Origin of the sequence: Pseudomonas sp. PA-4-8C (genome assembly GCF_021606625.1) — a bacterium.
Lineage (GTDB): Bacteria > Pseudomonadota > Gammaproteobacteria > Pseudomonadales > Pseudomonadaceae > Aquipseudomonas > Aquipseudomonas lactis.
Map to the genome: position 1 here is coordinate 1 of NZ_WKCD01000396.1, position 3,809 is coordinate 3,809.

Annotated in this window: 3 protein-coding genes and 1 pseudogene; all 4 read right to left on the bottom strand. The window is 62.4% G+C overall.

Annotated elements, in window-relative coordinates:
- Window positions 1–456: 456 nt before the first annotated feature.
- Complete coding sequence (locus tag GIW04_RS28875; protein WP_003191236.1) at window positions 457–1,230, bottom strand: enoyl-CoA hydratase; 774 nt, start codon at window positions 1,228–1,230, stop codon at window positions 457–459.
- 11 nt (window positions 1,231–1,241) lie between these two features.
- Window positions 1,242–2,369, bottom strand: coding sequence for an acyl-CoA dehydrogenase (locus GIW04_RS28880; RefSeq protein WP_120248055.1), 1,128 nt, complete (start codon window positions 2,367–2,369; stop codon window positions 1,242–1,244).
- A 9-nt stretch (window positions 2,370–2,378) separates the two neighbouring features.
- Window positions 2,379–3,563, bottom strand: coding sequence for an acetyl-CoA C-acyltransferase (locus tag GIW04_RS28885; RefSeq protein ID WP_047710882.1), 1,185 nt, complete (start codon window positions 3,561–3,563; stop codon window positions 2,379–2,381).
- A gap of 12 nt (window positions 3,564–3,575) precedes the next feature.
- A pseudogene (locus tag GIW04_RS28890) lies at window positions 3,576–3,716 on the bottom strand (3-hydroxyacyl-CoA dehydrogenase); the annotation flags it as partial.
- Window positions 3,717–3,809: the final 93 nt, after the last annotated feature.

Here is a 3,809-nt window from a genome sequence, read left to right on the forward strand (position 1 = left end):
TTGATCTTAGGCGCCCCGTTAAACCACGCTGGCCGGAATTCGACAGGGATTTGGGGGGTAAACCGGCAGGGATGCCGGTTTAGCCGCCCCGCGCCATGGATGGCGCGTGGCGGCGGCCCCCCAAATCACTGACGAATTACGGGCACACCGAGCCTAAGCGAGGTGCCGAGTGGTGGGGCAAGAGCGTTTTGCTTACTTTGCCGCTTTTGCAAAGTGAGCCGCCGTCAGGGCGGAACCCTAAGCGGCCGTTACCGCAGCAATGGATATGTACACAATCCAACTGCGTTGACTGCTAGGCCGCCTTCGCGAGCAAGCCCGCTCCCACAAGTTTGACCGCAGGGGATCAGGTAGATAGGCGCCGGCTGGGAGGCCGCCATCGCAGGCAAGCCAGCTCCCACAGTTGGATCGTTGGGGTGTCAGGTAGGTGTCGGCTGGCAGGCCACACACCCATCAGGCTTACTTATCCTTGAATTCCGGCGCCCGCTTGGCCACAAACGCGGCCATGCCTTCCTTCTGGTCCTGGGTCGCAAACGCCGCATGAAACACCCGGCGCTCAAAACGCACGCCTTCAGACAGGCTGACTTCAAACGCACGGTTCACGCTTTCCTTGACCATCATGCTGATCGGCACAGATTTACCGGCGATCAGGGTAGCCACCTTCAGCGCTTCCTCCAGCAGTTCATCGGCGGGCACGATGCGCGCCACAACCCCGCAGCGCTCGGCCTCCACCGCGTCGATAAAACGCCCGGTCAGGCACATCTCCATGGCCTTGGCTTTGCCCACCGCACGGGTCAGGCGCTGGGTGCCGCCCATGCCCGGCAGCACGCCCAAGTTGATTTCCGGCTGGCCAAACTTGGCGGTGTCGCCGGCAAGGATAAAGTCACACATCAAGGCCAGTTCACAGCCGCCGCCCAGGGCGAAACCATTCACGGCGGCAATGATCGGCTTGCGACGGTTGGCCACGCGGTCGCTGTCGCTGAACAGATCGTCCATATAGATCTGCGGGTAGGTCAGCTCGGCCATTTCCTTGATATCGGCACCGGCCGCGAAGGCCTTTTTCGAGCCGGTCAGCACGATGCAGCCAATTTCAGGATTGGCTTCCAGGCTGTCCAGCGCCTGGTTCAGCTCGCTGACCAGTTGTGCATTCAGGGCGTTCAGCGCGTTGGGGCGGTTAAGCGTGATCAGCCCGACACGGCCCTGGACGTCAAGCAGGATGGTTTCGTAACTCATGTATCGGCTCCTTAAAGATTGCGTGAGATGACCATGCGTTGAATATCGCTGGTGCCTTCGTAAATCTGGCAGACCCGCACATCGCGGTAGATCCGCTCCAGGGGGAAGTCGTTCAGGTAACCGTAACCGCCCAGGGTTTGCAAGGCGGCTGAGCAGACTTTCTCGGCCATTTCCGAGGCAAACAGCTTGGCCATGGACGCTTCCACCAGCGCTGGCTTGCCGCTGTCACGCAGGGCGGCGGCGTAATGCACCATCTGCCGGGCGACGGCGATCTGGGTGGCCATGTCGGCCAGGCGAAAGGCGACGGCCTGGTGTTCGATCAACGGCTTGCCAAAGCTTTCACGCTCACGGGCATAGTCGCGGGCCGCTTCGAAGGCGGCGCGGGCCATGCCCACCGACTGGGAGGCAATGCCCACGCGGCCGCCTTCCAGGTTGGCCAGGGCGATTTTGTAGCCTTCGCCCTCCTCGCCCAGGCGGTTGGCCACCGGCACTTTCACGTCTTCAAACAGAATCTGGCAGGTGTCCGAGGCATGCTGCCCCAGCTTGTCTTCCACCCGCGCCACGGTATAACCCGGCGAATCGGTGGGCACGATAAACGCGCTGATCCCACGTTTACCCGCAGCGGGGTCGGTGACCGCAAACACAATCACAATCCCGGCGTTTTGCCCGGAGGTGATGAACTGTTTACAGCCATTGAGCACATAGTGGTCGCCTACAAGGCGCGCACGGGTTTTCAGGCTGCTGGCATCGGAGCCGGCCTGGGGTTCGGTCAGCGCAAAAGCACCCAGCATGGCGCCGCTGGCCAGGGGCGTGAGGAACTGCTCTTTCTGCTGATCATTGCCAAACTTGAGGATCGGCACGCAACCCACCGAGTTGTGCACGCTCATGATCGTGGAGCAGGCACCGTCGCCCGCGGCGATCTCTTCCAGGGCCATGGCGTAGGCCAGGTAGCCGGTGTCGCAACCGCCCCACTGTTCTGGCACCAGCATGCCGAAAAAGCCCAGTTCGGCCATTTCCGCGATGGCTTCCTTGGGAAAGCGATGCTCGCGGTCCCACTCGGCGGCGAAGGGTTTCAAACGTTCCTGGGCAAATTGCCGGGCGGCGTCGCTGATCTGCAGTTGTTCGTCATTGGGCAACATAGGTCATCCTCAATACAGGCATTCAACGGCCATGGCCGTGGCTTCACCGCCGCCAATGCAAATGGCTGCGACGCCACGCTTGAGCCCCTTCTGGCGCAGGGCCGCGAGCAACGTCACCAGGATACGTGCGCCAGAGGCACCAATGGGGTGGCCCAATGCACAGGCGCCGCCGTGCACGTTGACCTTGTCGTGGGGAATCTCCAGCTTGCTCATCGTCACCAGGCTGACCACGGCGAAGGCCTCGTTGATTTCGAACAGGTCCACCTCGTCCAGGCTCCAGCCGGTCTTGCTCATCAGCTTGCGGATCGCTCCTACCGGCGCCACCGGAAACAGCCCCGGCTCATCGGCAAACGCGGCGTGCCCGTGAATGACTGCCAAGGGCTTGAGGCCGCGCTTGAGCGCCTCGGACTCACGCATCAGCAACAACGCCGCGGCGCCATCGGAGATCGAGCTGGAGTTGGCCGCTGTCACCGTACCGCCGTCACGGAACGCCGGTTTCAGGCTGGCAATCTTGTCCAGCTTGGCTTTTGGCGGTTGCTCATCATGGAGGATGGTTTTTTGTTCCTTGCCCACGGTGACCTGCACCGGGACGATTTCACTCGCAAAGCTGCCGTGGGTGATGGCCTCTTGTGCGCGGGTCAGGGAAGCGATGGCAAACGCGTCCTGGGCCTCACGGGTAAAACCATTGTGCTCGGCGCAGTCCTCGGCAAAGGTGCCCATCAGGCGCCCCTTGTCGTAGGCATCTTCGAGGCCGTCGAGGAACATATGGTCCAGCACCTTGCCGTGGCCCATGCGGTAGCCGCTGCGCGCCCGGTCCAGCAGGTACGGGGCGTTGGACATGCTTTCCATGCCGCCGGCGATCACCACATCGACGCTGCCAGCGCGCAGCGAGTCGTGGGCCAGGATCGTCGCTTCCATGCCGGAGCCGCACATCTTGTTGAGGGTGGTGCAGCGCGTGCCCTTGTCCAACCCGGCACCCAAGGCAGCTTGGCGAGCAGGCGCTTGTCCAAGCCCGGCGGGCAGCACGCAGCCAAACAGCACTTCGTCGACGGCATCGGTGGCGATACCAGCACGCTCGACCGCCGCACGAATGGCGGCAGCGCCCAATTGCGGCGCGGTCAGGCTTTTAAGGTCGCCCTGGAACCCGCCCATGGGCGTACGCACAGCGCTGACAATAACAATAGGATCGTTCATAGCCATTGCTCCTTATTTGGCGGCCATGCGCAAGGCACCGTCGAGACGGATCACCTCGCCATTGAGCATGCTGTTTTCAATGATGTGGCGTACCAGCGCGGCATATTCGGCGGGTTTGCCCAGACGTGGCGGGAACGGCACGCCTGCAGCCAGGGGTGTCTCTTATTCACATCTGGCGCTGCCGACGGAGTCAGCAGAGGGGGGGTCGTCGTGGGTAGCGGTGTGCTCAGACAAAAACAGAAGCGG

What these genes read in the sequence shown, in the direction of transcription:
- GIW04_RS28875 (WP_003191236.1), bottom strand. Translation starts at nt 1,230, where the DNA reads ATGAGTTACGAAACCATCCTGCTTGACGTCCAGGGCCGTGTCGGGCTG.
- GIW04_RS28880 (WP_120248055.1), bottom strand. Translation starts at nt 2,369, where the DNA reads ATGTTGCCCAATGACGAACAACTGCAGATCAGCGACGCCGCCCGGCAA.
- GIW04_RS28885 (WP_047710882.1), bottom strand. Translation starts at nt 3,563, where the DNA reads ATGAACGATCCTATTGTTATTGTCAGCGCTGTGCGTACGCCCATGGGC.